This window comes from Saccharothrix sp. NPDC042600 (assembly GCF_040647305.1).
In the GTDB taxonomy this organism is placed as follows: domain Bacteria; phylum Actinomycetota; class Actinomycetes; order Mycobacteriales; family Pseudonocardiaceae; genus Actinosynnema; species Actinosynnema mutabilis.
This window is the reverse complement of the sequence record NZ_JBEZBW010000145.1, coordinates 1-16,305: the sequence shown is the minus strand read 5'-3', so window position 1 is coordinate 16,305 and position 16,305 is coordinate 1. Positions and strand designations below refer to the sequence as shown.

Below are 16,305 nucleotides of genomic sequence, written 5' to 3'. Positions count from 1 at the left end.
GTCACCAAGGCCTGCCTCGCCGTGACCCGATGCACCGGCATCACCGTCTGGGGCATCCGCGACACCGACTCCTGGCGCTCCTACGGCACCCCGCTCCTGTTCGACGGCTCGGGCAACAAGAAGCCCGCTTACACGGCGGTCCTCGACGCGCTGAACAGCGTCGGCGGGACCACCACCACGACGACCACCACCACGTCCAACGACCCGGTGCCCGGCGGCTGCACGGCCACGGCGTCGGTCAACGCGTGGAACGGCGGGTTCGTGGTCACCGTGAAGGTCACCGCCGGGGCGGCGGCGATCCGGGGCTGGACGGTGACGCTGGCGCTGCCGTCCGGTTCGACGGTGACCAACTCGTGGAACGCCACGCGCAACGGCAACCAGTGGTCCAACGTCGCCTACAACGGCAACCTGACCGCCGGGCAGGCCACCGAGTTCGGGTTCCAGGGCACCGGCAGCGCCGGCTCCCCCAGCCCGACCTGCACGGCCTCCTGACGCCGAGCGGGCCGGGATGCCCATCCCCCCTGGGCATCCCGGCCCGTCGCGCGCCGCGGGGCGCGCGGTCTACCCCCGCAGGCGGACCGGCAGGGTGGCGTGGCCGTTGGAGATGAACGACGGCAGCGGCGCCAGGTCCGACGGCGGCACCGCCAGGGCCAGGTCCGGGAAGCGGGCGAACAGCGCGGGCAGCGCGAGCTCCGCCTCCAGCCGGGCCAGCGGCGCGCCCAGGCAGTAGTGCGCCCCGAAGCCGAAGGACAGGTGGGTCTTGTCCGCCCGGCCCGGGTCGAACTCGGCCGCGGTCGGGCCGTGGTGCTCCGGGTCGCGGCCGGCCGCGGCGTACCCGGCGAGCACGGCGTCGCCGCGGGCGATGACCGTCCCGTCCACGGCGACGTCCTCCACCGCGTACCGCAGCGGCAGGTGGGCCACGGGCGCCTGCCACCGCAGCGTCTCCTCCACCACGTCGGCCCACGAGACGTCACCCGTCTCCACCCGCCGCCGCTGCTCCGGGTGGGTGAGCAGCGCGGTGATGGCGTGGTCGAGGAGGTTGACCGTGGTCTCGTGGCCGGCGGCCAGGACCAGGATCAGCGTGTCCACCAGCTCCTGCTCGGTCAGCCGCGACCCGTCCTCGTCGCGGGCGGCGATCAGGCCGTCGGCCAGGTCGTCGCCGGGGTCGCGGCGCTTGGCCTCGACCAGGCCGTGCAGCAACGCGTAGAGCCGCTCCTGGTTGGCCACGGCGTCCCGGGGGGAGGCGGTGGTGTCGAAGATGACGTCCACCGCGCGCCGCAGCCCCGGCCGCAGGTCGTCGGGCACGCCGAACAGGCGGCAGACGACCTCGATCGGCAACGGGTAGGCGAACGCCTCCCGCAGGTCCACCTCGTCGGGACCGGCGGCGAGCGCGTCGAGCAGGTCGGCGGTGATCCGCCGCACCCACGGCCGCATGTCGTCCACGCGGCGCGGGGTGAAGGCCTTGGACACCAGCGCCCGCAGCCTGCGGTGCTCGTCGCCGTAGGCGGTGAACATGTTGCGCACCGACACCCACAGGTGCAGCGGCCAGTCGTCGGGAACCTCGCCGTCCCGCCAAGCCCGCCAGTGCCGGCGCGGGTCCTTGGACAGGCGCGGGTCGCCCAGCAGCCGTTTGAGGTCGGCCAGCCCGCCGACCGACCACGCGGTGACGCCGCCGGGCAGCCGCACGCGGGTGAGCCTGCCCCGGGACCGCAGCAGCGCCGCCTCGGCGTGGATGTCGCGGCCGGTCGGGTCGAGGGTGAACTCCATCGGATCTCCAGGCTGGCTCGACGGCTGGACACCCATAGTCACCACATCGCGACGCTGCGTACAAGGGTGCTAATCGGTGACGGGCACGATCCGCGCCGACACCAGCTCCCCCGCAACGACGTCGAGCAGGCCGATCGTGCCGTGCGGCTGCCGGCGGCGGTCGGTGGGCGAGCCGGGGTTGAAGACGCGCACGCCGTCGCCGGTCTCGTCCAGCGGGATGTGCGAGTGCCCGAACACGACCAGCCGGGCGTCGGGGAACCGGCGCGCCATCCGGGCCGTGCGGCCTTTGGCCTGGCCGCTGTCGTGGATCATCGCGACCGGCAGGCCGTCGAGGTCCAGCTCGACCGTCTCGGGCGCGCCCCAGGCCACGACGTCGGGCCCGTCGTTGTTGCCGCACACCGCGACCACGGGCGCGAAGGCCGCCAGCTCGTCCAGCACGGACGGCACGCACACGTCACCGGCGTGCAGGATCAGGTCGGCGTCGCGCAGGTGCTCGGCGACCCGCGGCGGGCAGGACTTCCAGCGGCGGGGCGCGTGGGTGTCGGACAGGACCACGACTCTCATACCGGTGTTGATACCCCGACCACGGGATGACCGCGCGTCATACCGCCGGCTGACGACCGCGCAGGCGCGCGCTCAACATGATCAACCCCGCCGGCACTTCGACCGAGGGGATGACATGAGACGACAGACCGCAGTGGCGGTCGTATTGGGGTTGGTCGCCGCCGCGCCGGTCGCCGCGGCACCGGCCGTGGCCGCCGGGGAGCCCGGCGGCGCGCAGGCGGGGATCGAGTGGCACGCGTGTGGCGAGCAGGGGGCCGAGTGCGGGTCCGTGCGCGTGCCGTTGGACTGGGCGCGGCCGGGTGAGCGGATCACGCTCGCCGTGTCGCGCGTGCGGGCCGCCGACCCGGCGCGGCGGATCGGGGTGCTGTTCATCAACCCCGGCGGACCCGGCGGGCCGGCCGTGCCGATGGTGCGGGACTACGCGCGCGAGGTGTTCCCCGCCGACCTGCGGGACCGGTTCGACATCGTCGGCGTGGACCCGCGCGGCGTCGGCGAGAGCCGGCCCGCGATCACCTGTCCCACACCGCCGTTCGACCCGGCCGTGACGCAGTTCCCGGCCACGCCGGAGCAGTACCACCGGCTCGTCGCGCACAACCGGCGCGTGGCCGAGGACTGCCGCCGCGCCACCGGTCCGCTGATCGACCACGTGGACACCGTCAGCGCCGCCCGGGACTTCGAGGCGGTCCGCAAGGCGTTGGGGGAACGGCAGGTCAGCTGGCTGGGCCTGTCCTACGGCACGCTGCTGGGCACGACCTACGCCCGCCTGTACCCCGACCGGGTGCGCGCGGCGGTGTTCGACGGGGCGGTGGACCACAGCATCGGCTCCCGCCGCATGGCCGCCGACGAGGCACGGGTGACCGAGGAGGTGTTCACGCGTTTCGCGAAGTGGTGCGCCGAGGACTCGACGTGCGCCCTGCACGACCGGGACGTCATCGCGCACTACGAGAACCTGCTCGCTCGCGCGCCGCTGCCCGCGACGGGTGTTCCGAACGGCATCCCGGCGGAACAGCTCGGTTATGGCGTCTACTCGGCGCTGTACTCGCCCGCCAACTGGTCCCGCCTGGCGGAGTTGTTGCGTGACGCGGAGACCGACGCCGCGCCGTTCGCCGCCGCGGCCACCGATCCGGCGTACCGCGTGATCGCGTGCCACGACTTCCCCAGCGACGTCCGGGGGTTCGCGGACCTCGCGGCGCGGCAACGCGAGGTCCGGCGGCTCGCGCCGGTGACCCGCGGCCACGTGGAGGGTTGGGACGTGCAGGCCGGATGTGCCGGGTGGCCGGTCCCGGCGGCGAACCCGTGGCGGCGCGAGGTCGTGCGGGGCGCGGCGAACGTCCTGGTCGTCAGCGGTGAGCACGACCCGGCCACGCCGATGGCGTGGGGTCGCGGCCTGGCCCGCCAGATCGCCGGGTCACGGCTGCTGACCTGGTCCGGCGTCGGCCACACGGCGTACTTCAACGACCGGGACGTGCTGGCGCGGGAGGTGGCGCACCTGGTGTCGGGCAGTCCACAGTAGACCTACCGGCCCCGGTGCTCCCCGTGGAGCTCCGGGGCCGCCACCCACCGGGCACGCCCACTGGCGCGCACCGCGAACGGCAACGCCACCTCGGCGACCGGCCGCCCCTCGGGCTCCTCCGCGTCCAGCACCACCAGCCGGTCACCGGCGAGGACGACCAACCACCCGTCACCCTCGTCACTCCCGCGCGGCACGAACACCGGCTGCGAGGGCTCCACCGGGAGCCGCCCGACCGCCCGCTCGCCCAACGCCAGGTCGTGCCGCACCACCGACCGCCCCACCGCGCCGAAGACGAACCGGTGCCGGGCGCCGACGAACCGCGGGTCCACTTCCCCGACGTCCAATGCCGGCAACGACGTGGTCCGCACGACCCCGGTCCGCAGGTCGATCGTGCACCGCCGCAGGACCCCCGGCGCCCACACGGCATCGACGACGACCCGCCCCAACTCGGTGTAGGCGTTGACGACCTGCCGGACCTCGCCGACCCCGGCCTCGAACCAGCACGGCTCACCGCCGCTGAGCAACCCGATCCGCACCGGCCGGTCGTCGGCGTGCACATGGGGATCACGCACCCCCACCAACGCCGCCGCACGGCTGTAATACGGCCCCGACTCGACAACGACGACGAGCCGCCCGGCCACGGCGACGACGGGCACGCCGTCGGCGGCGAACGGCTCGACCCCCGCCACACCGCCGTCCGCGCCCAGCACGACGTGCTCGGCGTGCCCGAGCCCGGGGTGCGACACCACCGTGTGCCACCGCTGCCCGTCGAACACCGGCCGCGCCACCGAGGGGTGCGCGCCCACCAACCCCACCGGCGCGGGCCCGCGGAACCACCGCGCCGCGCCCCCGCCGAGCCGGATGCCGCACACCCCGCGCGCGGCGGTCTGGACGAAGGCGCCGTCCAGCACGGCGGGCAGCTCACCCCGCACGTCCAGTCCCAGTTCGGCTTCCCGCGTCGGCGCGGCCATCGCCCCCACCTCCCGGATTCCATAACAGTGTTCTAGTTACGTTTTATAGCGGCGTTATGGAACGCTGTCAAGGGGCGGTCACCAGGGCGCGGAGCCTCCGCGGGGCACCCGCCCGAAGCGCCGCGGACTGCGCATCTTCGGAGAAAGACAGGCCGACCGGCGCGACGGATGCTGGTGTCCGCTCGCCGATCTCATCCACGGCGCCCATCCCCCGCTAGGAGATTCCATGACGCGCAGCGGCATCAACCGGCTCGACCACAAGGGGTCCGGCCCTGTGGCGACCTCGACCCTGGTCAACGGCCACTTCCCGCGCCGGCGCGGGCTGATCATCCTGCTCAGCTCGCTGGGCGGGTTCCTGCTCACCGTGGTGTGGTCGGCGCACTTCGTGGACTCGGTGATCGGCGACAGCGTCGCCAACACGATCCTGGGCCACGACGCCAAGGGCGAACCGATCACCGGCGTCCTCGCGGGCGTCGCGTTCGCCTTCGCCACCGGCGTCGCGGGCACCTTCACCGCGTGCAACATCGCCGCGTTCGGCGCGGTCGCGCCGTTGCTCGGGTCCACCGGCAGCCGGTGGTCGCGGGTGAAGGCCTCGCTCAAACCGTTGGGGTGGCTGGCGGTCGGCATGATCAGCGTGTCCGCCCTCTACGGCGCGCTGGTCGGCTTCTTCGGCACGAAGATGCCGCAGTTCTCCACCGCCCAGACCGTCGCCGGCACGCTCAACGGCCGCAGCATCCAGTCCCTGGTCGTGTTCGGCGTGATCGGCCTGGTCATGGTCTACCTGGGCCTGGCGTCGCTGGGCGTGGTGAAGGACCCGTTCCGCAAGATCTCCCAACGGCGGCCCAACGCGCCGATGGTGTTCATGGGCGTGCTGATCGGCGGGTTCCTCATCGGCCGGCCGTTCGGGTTGTTCCGCAAGATGTTCCGGGACGCGGCCGAGAGCGGCAACCCGCTCTACGGCGCCGCCGCGTTCACCCTCCAGTCGGTGGGCAACATCGTCGTCATGGCGCTGCTGTTCCTGGCCCTGGCGCACTTCACCGGCGGCCGGCTGCAGCGCTGGCTGACCGAGAACCCCACCCGCGCCACGGTGATCACGGCCGCCGCGCTGATCGTCGCCGGCGTCTTCACGTTCCTGTACTGGGACATCCGGCTGCTGGCCCGCCGGGAGATCATCCCGTGGTACCCGACCGCCCCTTGGGCCTGACGAGGAGGACACCGTGAACCTGCGCGCCCTGCGCCGCCGGGTCCTGACACCGGACCTGACCGAGACCCTCATGGCGACCCGCGGCTTCCGGGTCAAGGACGAGGCCGGCAAGGAACTGCTGGAGACCATCGGGCGGATGTTCGTCACCGGGTACGCGCACGCCGCCGAGGCCCGCCACCCGCGCGACGCGGAGGAACACCTGGAACGCCTGCCGACCCGGTTCAAGGGGTTCGCCTACGAGGGCGCCGCGATGGCCTTCGCGGTGCTCGACGGACTGCCCTTCGGCCATTCCCGGCACTTCGAGCAGTTCCTCGCCGGTCGCGCGGCCGACCACGTCTACATGGCGTACGTCGGCCTCGGCTGGGCGATGGCGCGGCTGCCGCGGTTCCGGTGGCCGAAGAGCGCCGCGACCGACCCGTTGCTGCGCTGGCTGGTGCTCGACGGTTACGGCTTCCACCAGGCCTACTTCAAGACCGACAAGTACGTGCGCGGCCAATACGTCGACCGGGACTTCCCCTGGCCGGCCGAAGGGCCGCGCGGCTACGCCACCCGCGCGCTGGACCAGGGCATCGGCCGCGCGCTGTGGTTCGTCGGCGGCACCGACCCCGAGCACGTCGCCGACCTGGTGGACGGGTTCGCCGAGCACCGCCGCGAGGACCTCTACGCCGGCGCGGGCCTGGCCGCGACCTACGCGGGCGGCGTGACCGAGGACGAACTGGAGCTGTTGCGGCGGCGGGCCGGGCGGCACGCCGGAATCCTCGCGCAGGCCGCCGCGTTCGCCGCCGAAACCCGGCTCAAAGCCGGGCTCGTGGTGCCGCACACGGGTTTGGCGACCCGGGTCTTCTGCGGCGCCACGCCGGAAGAGGCGGTTCGGGTGGTCCACGGGGCCCGGCCCGCGGCGCCGTTCACCGACCACCCCGAACCCGCGTACGAGGTCTGGCGGCAACGCGTCGCCCGGGAATTCGCGCAACGGCGGGAAATCCGTTCCTGAGACAGGTCGGAAGGGCCGCCTCCCCGACCGGGCGGCGGCCCTTCGGCACAGGCGTCAGCAGGCGGCGTCCACACCCAGCGCGATCGTGCGCATGTTCAACAGCGCCCCCAGGATCGGCGGGTCCTGGACGGGGAAGGGCCGCAGGACGAGGTCGGCGTGGGTGACCGGCACGCCGGGCCGGACGGTGATCGGACCGTAGGAGGCGACCGACAGCCCCAGCTCGCCGGCGAACGGGCCGTCACCCAGCACGGACTCCCGACCGCGCGCCACCGAGTGCGCGAGCAGGTGCCACCGCCCCGGCGGCACGGTGGTCAGCGTGTAGGTCCCCGGCCGGTGCAGCACGGAGCACCGGGTCGGCGAGCCGTGCGGGCCGTCGGGGAACAGCCCGACGAAGACCAGCCCCGGCGCGCAGGCCGGGAGCGCGGAGATCTCGCCGTGCACCGACGCCGGGCGCGCGTCCACGTCGCGCCGGGGCATCGGGATGTGCGGGGTGCAGCCGCCGAGCTGCCGGTAGGTGCTCGGCGAGACGCCGACGCTGCTGCGGAAGCGGGAGCTGAACGTGCCGACGCTCGTGTAGCCGACGCGGTGGCTGATGTCGGTCACGGTCAGGGTGGTGGAGACCAGGAGGCGTTTCGCCTCCTGTAGTCGGATACCGGCCAGGAACCGACCCGGGGACACCCCGGTGACCCGTTGGAACGCCCGCGAGAAGTGGAACTTGCTGTAATTCGCGGCCCGAGCCATGTCGTCTATGGTGAACTGTTCGCCGATGTTCTCGTGCATGAAGTCTATGACCCGACCCACGGCGCGTTCGATGACTTCTCCCACGACCAAGGCCTCCATTCGCGCAAATGCTGGCAGAGGTGACTCGGAAAAACTGCGCGACAGGACACCCGGACGGCGGCGGACGCACGGTGGTCGCCCTTGACCACCGTGCGGTATTAGTGCAGCCCTTAAGGCCCCCAGTAGCACACTGGAGCGGAAAGTTACCAGCGCATGACAGCCCGCGCAAGGTGCGCGAACGCGACTCCGTCAAACATTTCAAGATCAACCGGGCAACGCCGGATGAAGGTTCCCGGGGAGTGGTTCGACAACTTCGGACGGCCGTATTTGAAACCCCCGGCGGAGGATGTCCCGACGATTGTCGACCACCCCGGGGAAGGAGCCGCCACAATTCGCCCGATTTGGACACCGGAACCACCAAAAATGTGCAACAAGGTGTTCGGAGCAGCCCTCGTTGTGCCCACCGGACCAGCGCGCGCCTGCGATCACCCGATTGCGCCCGCCGCGCCGACCGGGCAGCCGGGCCGGACCGCCCCGGAGAATCCTTCCATCAGGAAAAATCGCCGACGTGATAGTCGTCGGGTGGAAGGACCGCCCCGCCGCGTCACCGTCGCGTCAGGCGGCGGATCGGGGCGCCGGGAACAACCCGAGGAACCGGGTGGCCCGCTCCCGGTCGCCGGACACGGACAACCCGCCGTCGGCACTCGCCTCCGCCGGGCTGAGGTTGCCGAGCATGACCGCGTTGAGGGTCGCTGGCGGGGCGGTGAGCACGGCGTCGGCGCGCTCCGGTTCCCCGCGCGAGACGGTGATGGCGTCGGCGGACAACGCCACGGTGAACGAGTACTCGCCCATCCGCAGGACGACCCGTCCGGTGAACCCGTCGGTGCGGGCCGGGTCGAACCGGGTCTTCAGCGACAGCGCCAGGGAGTCCGCGCTGATCGGGGCGTCGTCGCGCAGCGACGGCGACTGGCAGCCCCACCGGCCCAGCGCGACGATCACCGGTTCCAGTTCGTGGCCCCACGCGGTCAGCTCGTAGACCCACGCGGCGGCCGGCGGCGGGAGCTTGCGCCGCCGCACCACGCCCGCGCCGTCGAGTTCGCGCAGCCGCTGGGACAGCACGTTGGGGCTCGCGCCGGGCAGGCCGGCGCGCAGGTCGGTGAACCGCTTGGGACCGAGCAGCAACTCGCGGACGATCAGCAACGCCCAGCGCTCGCCCACGAGGTCGAGGGCATGAGCCGCCGCGCACCCGTCGTCGTACTTGCGCTTGGTGGACATGACCCGAGATTACCAGCGGCGGTCCTTCACCAAGAGACCGCAGTTGTTTTGTAGGACCACTTAGTTGTACATTCCACCACTGGCAGCCGCACCCGGTTCGTCGGCCTTCCCCCCTCCGCCGAACCGCCGCGCTGCCCGACGGTCGACCGCTCCCGGGGCGGTCGACCGTCACGAACCCGAGCCGTCCGCCGTCGGCCCACCGCTCCCCGCGCCGGGAGCCGTTGCGCCGACGGCGGCGTCCACTGCGGCAGGTGGTCCACCGGCCGCACGACATTCGCCCGAGCACGCCTTCTTCCGGCTTGCTCTCTGCGCCGTCGAGCGTTTTCCCAGGTCACCCCCGTAGGTAGCGTTCTGCTGCCGGGAAGTTCTCCACCGTGGACCGGTAGTCGCCGGGAGGATCTGTGGCCAACACCCACGTCCATTCGCACGCGGCGGGCGGCGAGACGGGCACGCTCAACGCCCGACACCACAAGCTCGCGCTCTACGCGTTCCTGTTCGTCGTCCTCGCGCACTGGGCCGAGCACCTCGCCCAGGCGTTCCAGATCTACGCCATGGGTTGGGCGGTGCCGAAGGCCAAGGGCGTGCTCGGCCTGTGGTTCCCGTGGCTGATCACGTCCGAGGTGCTGCACTACGCGTTCGCGCTGGTGATGCTCGTGTCGTTGTTCGCGCTGCGCAAGGGTTTCGTCGGCCGGGCGCGGACGTGGTGGAGCATCGCCCTGGTGTTGCAGTTCTGGCACCACGTCGAGCACCTGCTGCTGATCCTGCAGTCCTCCACCGGCGTCAACCTGCTGGGCCGCCCGGTGCCCACGAGCATCGTGCAGCTGCTGGTGCCGCGCGTGGAGCTGCACCTGTTCTACAACTTCATCGTGTTCGTGCCGATGGTGGTCGCGATGGTGCTCCACATGCGACCCAACCGGGAGGAACGCGCGCAGATGCGGTGCACCTGCGCCGTGCCCGCGATGGCCTGACCGGTGCACGGCCACGGCGGCGGGGCGGTCGGGCTGCCCCTGGGCTTCACCCTGTTGCGGCTCGTCCTCCTCATCGCCGTGACGCTCGCGGCGGGCTGGGCGCTGACCCGCCCGTTCACCCGGACCGGCCCGCGGACCAGGCAGGTGGTCACCGCGGCGGCGGCGGCCGGCGGGGTCGCCTCCCTGCTGGTCGCCGACGCGCGGTGGCTGCCGGCCCCGGCCGCGGCGGGGGTGCTGCTGTGCCTGTGCACGCCACCCCTGCTGCGCGACCGGTTCCCGGGCGTGGCCAAGTGCGTCGTCGCGCTGGTGGTCCTGGGGACGGCCGCCGCGGCCGTGTGGTTCACCGGTCCCCCGCTGGCCGGCGCGCACGTGGTGCTCATGGCGGGGTTCGCCGGTGTCGCCTGGGTCGCGCTGTGCCCGCCCACTCTCATGGTCCGGCTCGTGGGCATCGGCCTGGGCGTGGCGCTGCTGGTCAGCCTCGCGCAGATCACGGTCGCCGGTCACCTGGTGACCCCGCCGGCGGGCCGCCCGGTGCTCAGCCGGGTCCCGGTCGGCGCCACCCCGGTGGACGTGCTGGTCGTCCCGCACCGGCCGGGCTGGAACCTGGTCCACACCGCCGGCCCGCTGAAGGTGGGCAACGCCCCGAACGCTTTGGTGGACGCGGAAGAACGCCCCGGCGCGAGCGGCCGGTGGGCGCTGGTGTGGCTGGGCGGGGTCCGCGCTTCCCTGTGGCTGGAACGCGATGGCGTCCGGGCCACCATGCCGGTCTCGCCGGGCGAGGAGCCGTGGGACGGCCCGGACGTGCGCGGCCCGGAAGCCCCGGAGCACGCGAGCGCGGTCCTGGCCTCCCTGCTGACCGGTAGGCCCGCCGACCAACCGTGGCCCACCCTGACCGAAGCCGACGCCGCCGCCCTGCGCGCCACCGTGGCCGCGATCCCGGGCCCGGTCGCCCTCGCCGGCGACTCCTCGGACCGGTCGGCCAAGGCGGCGGAGGTCGTCCGGGCCGAGGCGGCCCGCCTGGGCAAACCCGTCCAGGACAGCGCCGCCGACGTGGTCCTGCTCGGCGGACGACCGGGACCGGGCCGCGTGCACCCGGCCCCGTGGCTGCGTCCACCGGACCTGAGCGGACCGGAAGCCCAGCGCTACGCCCGCGCCCTGGAGGCCGCCTTCCCGGGCGAGTCCCCCACGACGGCGGGCCTGACGGCGTGGACCGCCGGCCGCTCGCAGTGACTCAGGTGCGGAACAACGCCTCCACGTCCACCTTCCCCCACCCGTAGCGCGGGTTCCACACCGGACCCGTCGTGGCGTCCCGACGCGCCGTGATGCGCAGCCGCTGCTGCACCTCCTCGGGCGTCAACCTCGGTTCCCGCTGCAACATCAGCGCCACCACCCCCGCGACGAACGGCGTGGCCATGCTGGTGCCCTGGATCGTCACGTACTTCCCGGACGGGTGCAGCCGCCCGGCCAGGCGCGGGTTGGCGGCCATCTCCGAGCCCGCCGACAGGGCCGCCGTCACGACCTGGCCGGGGGCGACGACGTCCGGCTTCTGCCCGCCGATCCGCGTGGGCCCCTGGCTGGAGAACGGCGACACGGCGTCCACGGTCAGGCCGGGCAGGGTCGAGTCGCCCTGCGGCCCCTCGAACCTGTTGCGGGAGATGAGCGAACCGACCGCGACGGCGCGTTCCTCGGTGGCGGGCATGCCGATCGAGTAGCCCTCCACGGGCGCGCCCGGGAACATCAGCCGGCCGCCGTCCACCGACCCGGCCCACGCGTGGACCTCGCCGTGCACCACGGACAGCGGCGTGACGCGGATGGTCCACCGGTCGTCCACCGTGCCGTTGACCATCAGGAAGGTGAGGTTCTGCTCGCGGTTGACCGGGTTCTCCACGAAGTCCGCGACGAAGATCCCGTCCGGTGTGGACGTCTCGCCGATGTTGGGCTCGAACCGCGTGCCGCTCGGGCTCTCCACGAACACGTCCACCCGGTCGCCGCGCGGGATCCACACGTCGCAGAACACCAGCCCGGTGTCGGGGACCCGCACGGTGAACGTCAGGTCCTCGCCGACCGCCAACCGGCCCTGGGCGTGCACGCCGTCGTCGCCCTCGTTGCCGGCCGCGACGACCACGATCCGGCCGGGGCCGGTGGCGCGGGCGATCTCGTTCTCGATCGCGGACGTGCCGTCGTGCGCGCCGAAGTGGCCGCCCAGGCTCAGGCTCACCACCGCGGGCCGGTCGCCGGCCAGGTCGAACGCCTGGCGGATGCCCTCGATGATGTGGACGTCCAGCAGCGGCTCGGCCCGCACGCCCATCAGCGACGCCTCCGGGGCCACCCCGCGGAACCGGCGGTCGGCCGTGCCGCGCCCGTTGCCCGCCGCGATGGACGCGCAGTGCGTGCCGTGGCCGCCGGGGTCACCGGCCGGGATGGCGGGGCCGCCGTTCAACGCCTTGTTGATCGCGCCCGCGTCGAACACGTCGAACCTCGACTCCTCCGTGCCCTCGGGCACGTGGGCGTGGACGAACCGCTCCAGGCGGGTGGTGCCGTCGTCGTGGCGGAAGTCCGGGTGCGCCCAATCGACACCCGTGTCCACCACGGCCAGCAGCACCCCCGCCCCGGTCAGGTCGCCCTGCGCCTCCTGCACCGCGTCCACACCGGTCACCGGGCCACGCGCCCGGTCCATGCGGGTGAACATCTCCTTGGGCGCTTCGGCGCGCAGCAGCCACGGCTGACCGTCCATTTCGGACAACGCCGAGACCGGCACCCCCGCCAGCACCACCACCTGCCCGGACGAGTCGGGGTCCGGCGGCGTCGAGACCACCCGGCCGCCCGCGGCCTCGATCCACTCCTCGGCCGTCGCCAACTCCGCCGACCGCACGAGCAGCTTCACCGTCGTCCGGCGCGGCGCCGTCTCCCGGCCCAGGGTCCGCGCCCCCAGGCTCTCCTCCACCGGCAGGTCCGACGCCGCGAACGCCGCGGCGCCGCGCAACCGCGCGTCCAGAACCGTGTCCCGTCTGGGCTCCATCGCCCCGCCCTCTCAGCCGTGCTGGAGCGACCTGAGGGTTCGGGGTCCTTCGACGGCGAGCACCCAGGTCTCCTGACCGATCCGGCGCAGCGCGGGGGGCGAGACGGTGCCGGTGACGGAGCCGGGGCCACGGCTGGTGACCTCCATGCCGAGCGCGGCCAGCCGTCCGGCCGCCCGCTCGACGTCGGCTCCGCCGCGCAGCCGCACCAGGGCGGTGCGCCGGTCGCCGTCCCCGGCGTCCCGGCACCACCGCTCCAGCTCCGGGGCGAGCACCCCGCGCCTGGGCTCCACGTCGGCAACGCTACCTCCCCGCGTGCACCTCTACCCGGGGTATCGGCCGTTCGGAGTGGGCGTTAGCGTCCGAACGGGCGACCGGAGGGGCGGCCGGGACGGCCCTCGCGGCTCAGCCGAAGCCGCGGTCGTCCTGCTTGAGCGCGGTGTCCACGGTCAGCGCCGAGGCCACGACCAGGCTCAGCAGCGGGTCGGCCAGCGGCCGGTGGATCTGCAGGACGTAGTTGTCCGCCGTGGTGAACATGGTCTTGGCCAGGCCCTCCCACGTCTTGGTGATCCGGGCGACCTCGGCGCCGGTGTGGTCGGTGACGGAGAAGTTCCAGGCCCGCCAGTTCTCCGCCTGGATGCCCCCGATCCGCTGCCCGCCGACCTCGAACGCGAACCGGATCTTGCCGATGGCGTTCTCCTGCCGGATCTCGCCCAGCGGCGCGCCGTCACCGCGTTCGACGACCATCCGCGACTTGACGATCTTGGCGGGCCGGGTCAGCCGCAGGACGGTGTGGCCGTGCGCGTCGCGGACCTCGAACCTGTGCGTGAAGAACTGGTCGTAGCTGCCGAAGAACCGCATGACCTTCTTGAGCGTGCTCTGCCCGACCTGCACGACCGCGCCGAGCTGCCGGCCGTGCTGGTCGAACACCGCGTACTCGTTGGCCAGCTCGATCAGCTTGACCCGCTGGTTGACCACCAGCACCGGCTCGGTGAACAACGTCCCGCCACCCGGCCCGACCTGCCCGACGCCGGCCTGCCGCTGCTGCTCGCGGATGCGCTCCGGGTCGGGCGCGCCGTCCAGCGAGAGCTCCCAGGGGCTGGAGTCGTCGGCCTGCCGCGTCTGCGCCGTCCACCGGCTGCCGTCCCAGTAACGCACGACCGGCGAACCGGGCCGCTCCGGGTACCAGCCGGGCTGAGGGTTGGTCATGTGCGCACCCTATCCCCGCGACCGGACGACTCCCGCCCGCCTCGCGACCAGCCCCGCCACCCCACCCGACACCAGGACCAGCGCGGAGGAGAGCAGGTCCCCGGTGTCCACCAGCGGCGCCGGCCACAGGAACGCGCCGTACACCCAGGTCGCCCACCCGTTCACGAACAGCGCCCACACCGCGAACAGCACGGCGAACGTCGTGCACAACGCGCTGCGCTCCACCCACGCCAACCCCAGCACGCCCACCGCCACCACGAGCAGGTGCCCGAACGGGAAGATCGTCACCAGGTGCCCGACCAGGATCAACGCCAGCACCGCCACCGCCGTCCGGAGCTTGCGCTTGGCCACCAGCGTCACCGCGACGACGCCCACCACCAGGGCCGCGAGCGCCACCGGCCAGCCCAGCCGGTTGAAGAACAGCTCGGTCAGCACCGGCACGCCCAGCAGCGGGAAGGCCAGCACGAACAGCGTGACCTGCGCGTAGAGCCGCGTGGAGGTCTCCACGCCGACCTTGCCCGCCCGCCACCGGTACCACCACACCGTGACCAGGAACCCGACGGTCAGCGCGACCATCCAGTAGAGGTCCCGGCCCAGCGACGGCCGGTGCCCGACCAGCCCGCCCGCCTGGCCGGTCGGGTGCAACCAGTGCCACAACGCCGGCAACTCCGCCGACGACCACGTGCACGCGGCCTCGCACGCCTCGGGCAGGTACCACGGGACCGCTCCCGCCACGACCAACCCGAACAGCAGGAACGGCAACCAGTACCCGCTGCGGTCACCGCGCACGCGCCGCCGCAGCGCGGACAGTCCGTCGAGCACGTCCCCCGGATCGTTGGCCACGACACCATCCCCCCACCTCGACTACGACGCAATCAGGTTTGCACTGCAAACCTCATGCCGTCAACCGGGCCGGTGCTCTCGCGGACGGTCAGCACGGGGTCGAGGAGGACCAGTTCGTCGACCGGTTCCTCACCCCGGGCGGCGGCGGTCAGCCGGCGCACGAGCAGTTCGACCGCCACCCGGCCCAGGTCGGCGGTCGGGCCGGCGACCGACGTCAGGCGCGGGGTGTGCCGCCCGGCGACGCGGTCCGGGCACAGGGCGACCACCGAGGCGTCCTCGGGCACGGTCCGGCCGCTCGTGCGCAGCAGGCCCAGCAGCGGGCCGATCGCGCCTTCGTTCTGGACGACGAACGCCGTGGTGCCGGGCCGGTCGGCCATGATGCGGGTGAAGGTGCCGGCGGTGCTCTCGTAGGTGCGGTCACACGGCCGGTGCACGAACCGCAGACCACGCTCCCGCGCGCGATCGCGAAAGCCGGCGAGGGTGCGGTCGTGCGGCGCGGCGGCATCGGCGATGAAGGCGACCTCAGCGTGCCCCAGATCGGCCAAGTGATCGGCACACACCGCCCCAGCAGCAGCGAAGTCATGGTCCACACAGGACAGACCACGCGGATCACCGGACACCCCGATGAGCACAGCCTGCGTGTCCCGCAACAACTCCACCCGCTCATCACCCGGCGCGCCATCCATGAGCACCACCCCATCCGCCAACCCGCTCACCGCAACCCGCCGGAGCCCCTCGGGCCCTTCGTCGTTGGTGATGAGCAGCACGTCGTACCCGTACTGCCGAGCGGCGACGGTGACAGAAGTGACGACCTCCATCATGACCGGCTCATACCCACCCACCCGCAAGGGCACGACCAAAGCCAGGATGTAGGACCGCCGAGCAGCCAACGCCCGAGCCCGAGCATGGGGGTGATACCCCAACTCCGCCACAGCGCGCTCAACCCGCCGCCGAGTCTCCTCGGAAATGGTCCTCTTGCCACTCAACACATAACTCACCGTGCTGGACGACACCCCAGCCCTCCGAGCCACATCAGCAAGTGTCACCATGCCCGCCCCTTCCCAAGAACCCACAAGACAAACGCCCCCGTCACCACCAAGGCAACCCAAACGGGCTGCCAAGCCACAGGAAGGGCCTCGGTTCGTTCCCCGTACGGCCTGGGCGCAGCCCAACCACGCTTTGGGGTTCTTGGCAACCAGCTTT

16 protein-coding genes are annotated in these 16,305 nt (G+C 72.7%); 6 read left to right on the top strand and 10 right to left on the bottom strand.

Going from position 1 to position 16,305, the window contains the following annotated elements; translation table 11 throughout:
• Window positions 1-492, top strand: a 492-nt coding sequence (locus tag AB0A74_RS39900) for a cellulose binding domain-containing protein (RefSeq protein ID WP_358258016.1), incomplete at its 5' end; no start/stop codon positions are given.
• A gap of 69 nt (window positions 493-561) precedes the next feature.
• Here the strand turns inward: AB0A74_RS39900 and AB0A74_RS39895 are convergent.
• Entirely contained in the window at window positions 562-1,767 is a 1,206-nt protein-coding gene (locus AB0A74_RS39895; RefSeq protein WP_358258014.1) for a cytochrome P450, read from the bottom strand.
• Between the two features lie 69 nt (window positions 1,768-1,836).
• Complete coding sequence (locus AB0A74_RS39890; protein WP_358258012.1) at window positions 1,837-2,331, bottom strand: metallophosphoesterase family protein; 495 nt, start codon at window positions 2,329-2,331, stop codon at window positions 1,837-1,839.
• A 115-nt stretch (window positions 2,332-2,446) separates the two neighbouring features.
• Between AB0A74_RS39890 and AB0A74_RS39885 the strand changes: the two genes are divergently transcribed.
• Window positions 2,447-3,844: an alpha/beta hydrolase gene (locus tag AB0A74_RS39885; protein WP_358258010.1), complete on the top strand. Its 1,398-nt coding sequence runs from the start codon at window positions 2,447-2,449 to the stop codon at window positions 3,842-3,844.
• A 2-nt stretch (window positions 3,845-3,846) separates the two neighbouring features.
• On the opposite strand, the gene AB0A74_RS39880 is transcribed toward AB0A74_RS39885, so the two are convergent.
• Window positions 3,847-4,815, bottom strand: coding sequence for a carotenoid oxygenase family protein (locus AB0A74_RS39880; RefSeq protein WP_358258008.1), 969 nt, complete (start codon window positions 4,813-4,815; stop codon window positions 3,847-3,849).
• A 226-nt stretch (window positions 4,816-5,041) separates the two neighbouring features.
• Between AB0A74_RS39880 and AB0A74_RS39875 the strand changes: the two genes are divergently transcribed.
• Together AB0A74_RS39875 and AB0A74_RS39870 are read left to right on the top strand one after the other, a co-directional pair.
• A complete protein-coding gene (locus tag AB0A74_RS39875) occupies window positions 5,042-6,019 on the top strand; it encodes a hypothetical protein (protein WP_358258006.1) in 978 nt (325 codons plus the stop codon).
• A 13-nt stretch (window positions 6,020-6,032) separates the two neighbouring features.
• Window positions 6,033-7,010: a DUF1702 family protein gene (locus AB0A74_RS39870; RefSeq protein ID WP_358258004.1), complete on the top strand. Its 978-nt coding sequence runs from the start codon at window positions 6,033-6,035 to the stop codon at window positions 7,008-7,010.
• Between the two features lie 54 nt (window positions 7,011-7,064).
• Here AB0A74_RS39870 and AB0A74_RS39865 read toward each other — a convergent pair whose 3' ends face one another.
• Window positions 7,065-7,835, bottom strand: coding sequence for an AraC family transcriptional regulator (locus AB0A74_RS39865; RefSeq protein WP_358258002.1), 771 nt, complete (start codon window positions 7,833-7,835; stop codon window positions 7,065-7,067).
• A 570-nt stretch (window positions 7,836-8,405) separates the two neighbouring features.
• The gene (locus AB0A74_RS39860) at window positions 8,406-9,065 is read right to left on the bottom strand and encodes a winged helix-turn-helix transcriptional regulator (RefSeq protein ID WP_358258000.1); all 660 of its coding nucleotides are present in this window, start codon (window positions 9,063-9,065) and stop codon (window positions 8,406-8,408) included.
• Window positions 9,066-9,466: 401 nt separating this feature from the next.
• Between AB0A74_RS39860 and AB0A74_RS39855 the strand changes: the two genes are divergently transcribed.
• Both AB0A74_RS39855 and AB0A74_RS39850 read left to right on the top strand, forming a co-directional pair.
• Window positions 9,467-10,033: a hypothetical protein gene (locus tag AB0A74_RS39855; protein WP_358257998.1), complete on the top strand. Its 567-nt coding sequence runs from the start codon at window positions 9,467-9,469 to the stop codon at window positions 10,031-10,033.
• A 3-nt stretch (window positions 10,034-10,036) separates the two neighbouring features.
• A complete protein-coding gene (locus AB0A74_RS39850; protein WP_358257996.1) occupies window positions 10,037-11,263 on the top strand; it encodes a DUF6239 family natural product biosynthesis protein in 1,227 nt (408 codons plus the stop codon).
• A 1-nt stretch (window position 11,264) separates the two neighbouring features.
• On the opposite strand, the gene AB0A74_RS39845 is transcribed toward AB0A74_RS39850, so the two are convergent.
• The 5 genes from AB0A74_RS39845 to AB0A74_RS39825 form a co-directional block, all read right to left on the bottom strand.
• Window positions 11,265-13,052, bottom strand: coding sequence for a S8 family serine peptidase (locus AB0A74_RS39845; RefSeq protein ID WP_358257994.1), 1,788 nt, complete (start codon window positions 13,050-13,052; stop codon window positions 11,265-11,267).
• A gap of 12 nt (window positions 13,053-13,064) precedes the next feature.
• Window positions 13,065-13,343 (bottom strand): hypothetical protein, encoded by a 279-nt coding sequence (locus AB0A74_RS39840; RefSeq protein ID WP_358257992.1) that lies wholly within the window; start codon window positions 13,341-13,343, stop codon window positions 13,065-13,067.
• 112 nt (window positions 13,344-13,455) lie between these two features.
• Entirely contained in the window at window positions 13,456-14,259 is an 804-nt protein-coding gene (locus AB0A74_RS39835; protein ID WP_358257990.1) for a phospholipid scramblase-related protein, read from the bottom strand.
• A gap of 9 nt (window positions 14,260-14,268) precedes the next feature.
• The gene (locus tag AB0A74_RS39830) at window positions 14,269-15,102 is read right to left on the bottom strand and encodes a hypothetical protein (protein WP_358257988.1); all 834 of its coding nucleotides are present in this window, start codon (window positions 15,100-15,102) and stop codon (window positions 14,269-14,271) included.
• A gap of 32 nt (window positions 15,103-15,134) precedes the next feature.
• On the bottom strand, window positions 15,135-16,151 hold the full coding sequence (locus AB0A74_RS39825; protein WP_358258018.1) for a LacI family DNA-binding transcriptional regulator: 1,017 nt from the start codon (window positions 16,149-16,151) through the stop codon (window positions 15,135-15,137).
• Window positions 16,152-16,305: the final 154 nt, after the last annotated feature.